The sequence below is a fragment of the Paraburkholderia sp. RL18-085-BIA-A genome (assembly GCF_046027075.1).
Lineage (GTDB): Bacteria > Pseudomonadota > Gammaproteobacteria > Burkholderiales > Burkholderiaceae > Paraburkholderia.
This window is the reverse complement of record NZ_JARESU010000370.1, coordinates 1-1,999: the sequence shown is the minus strand read 5'-3', so window position 1 is coordinate 1,999 and position 1,999 is coordinate 1. Positions and strand designations below refer to the sequence as shown.

General features: G+C 60.3%; 1 protein-coding gene. It reads left to right on the top strand.

What is annotated here, in order from left to right:
• The first annotated feature begins 546 nt into the window (after positions 1-546).
• Positions 547-1,812, top strand: coding sequence for a group II intron reverse transcriptase/maturase (gene ltrA, locus P0D89_RS52500; RefSeq protein ID WP_408379542.1), 1,266 nt, complete (start codon positions 547-549; stop codon positions 1,810-1,812).
• The last annotated feature ends 187 nt before the right edge of the window (positions 1,813-1,999 follow it).

Genomic DNA, 1,999 nt, shown 5'->3' with positions numbered 1-1,999 from the left:
TTCATGGCGTGCGCCGTGCAAAGGCGGCGCTTTTCCAGTGGGTGAAAGCCCCACCCGGCAACCGCTCCAGCCGGAAGCAACCGGAGCAATCGTGGAGGTAACGAAGCGGTTGAAGCCTTCGGTGAAGCGTGTCACGAAATACGGTGACAGCGCGAGTGTGCAGGCCGTAACGCGAGTGAACGCCGAGCAAGCCTCGAAAACGTCGATGCGCAGGCCGACCTGACTGCCATATCGGGGAAGGCTGATACGACTGGGTGAATGAGCAGGCAGGACGCCCAGTCGCTGCGCCGGGGTAGTGGCGACAGCATGCACACAAGGAAAGCGCACGCAACACGGGAAGCCCCCTGGCGTGGTCAGGGATGACCAACCGGACGCCCGCGAGGGACAGGCCGGGCGCCTTGGGGTGACGGAGAGGCCCGTATTACCGCTGAAGCCGGTGTAATGCTGGTGGAGGAAAGGGGCCTCAGTTCAAGACAGACGCAATACGTAGTGAGGACGTGGAGATTGGGCAACCTATCAACTCCGATTCGGGTTCAGAAGCTGCAGATGGCGTTACACGCGAAAGCGAAGGCAGAAGCCGGGTATCGCTTCTACGCGCTGTACGACAAGATCTATCGCGAGGATGTGCTGGCGCATGCGTACGCCCAGTGCCGCTCGAACAGGGGCGCGCCGGGTGTCGATCGGCAAGACTTCGCGGAGGTCGAAGCGTATGGGGTGCAGAAGTGGCTCGGCGAACTGGCGCTTGCGCTCAGGCAGGAAAGTTACCGGCCGGACCCTATCAGAAGAGTGTTTATCCCGAAGGCCAATGGCAAGCTGAGGCCACTGGGCATCTCGACCTTGCGGGATCGGGTGTGCATGACAGCAGCAATGCTGGTGCTCGAACCGATCTTCGAAGCGGACCTTCCACCAGAGCAGTACGCTTACCGCCCGGGGCGAAATGCCCAGCAAGCGGTGATCGAGGTGGAGGAGCGGCTGCATAGAGGGCAAACGGACGTTGTTGACGCCGACTTGGCGGACTACTTCGGAAGTATTCCCCACGCCGATTTGATGTTGTCGCTCGCGCGGCGCATCGTGGATCGGCGCGTGCTACATCTGATCCGGATGTGGTTGGAGTGCTCCGTTGAAGAAACCGATCACCGAGGCCGGAAGACACGTACGACCGAGGCCAGGGACAGCAGGCGAGGCATTCCGCAAGGCTCACCCATTTCACCATTGCTGGCGAATATTTACATGCGCCGGTTTGTGTTGGCATGGAAGAAGCTTGGGCTTGAGCGAAGTCTTGGCAGTCGAATCGTGACCTACGCGGACGATCTGGTGATCCTGTGCAAGCGAGGCAAAGCTGAAGAAGCGTTGTCGCGACTACGCGAGATCATGAGCAAGCTGAAGCTGACGGTCAACGAGGAGAAGACACAACTTTGTGCGGTTCCGGAAGGCGAATTCGACTTCCTGGGTTACACGTTTGGGCGGATGTACTCAGTAACGACTGGGCAGGCCCGTATGGGCATGCGTCCATCGAAGAAGAGTATCCGGCGCATGGTTGAGAAGGTTCATGCGCTGACCGCCGCTTCCATGACGTGGCTGGATACCACGGAGCTGGTTGGCAAGTTGAATCGCATGCTACGCGGCTGGGCGAACTACTTCAAGGTAGGGACGTTCAGACGCGCGTACCGGGCGCTCGACAGCTATACCGCTGCGCGGTTGCGCCGGTGGTTACGTATCAAGCACAAGGTCAGGCGTCGCAGGGGCGGGAGCTATCCATCCTCGCACCTCTACGGGCACTTCGGTCTCGTTCGTCTACAGGGGCCTTGGTAGTGACTTGCCGTGTACGAAGGCGTGATGTCTCGTCCGAGAGCCCGTTGCGGGAGATCTGCACGACGGGTTCGATGAGCGGGGTGTGAAGACGGAGCCATGGTGCGGTTATTCGGGCACCGCCAGACGAAAGAGGCGGCAACAGACAAACCCAGCCTACCGCCACCGCGTCACATCTCGACTCTACCGG

Bases quoted from the DNA above. Each gene is read 5' to 3' on its own strand.
- ltrA (WP_408379542.1), top strand. From the start codon at position 547: ATGGCGTTACACGCGAAAGCGAAGGCAGAAGCCGGGTATCGCTTCTAC.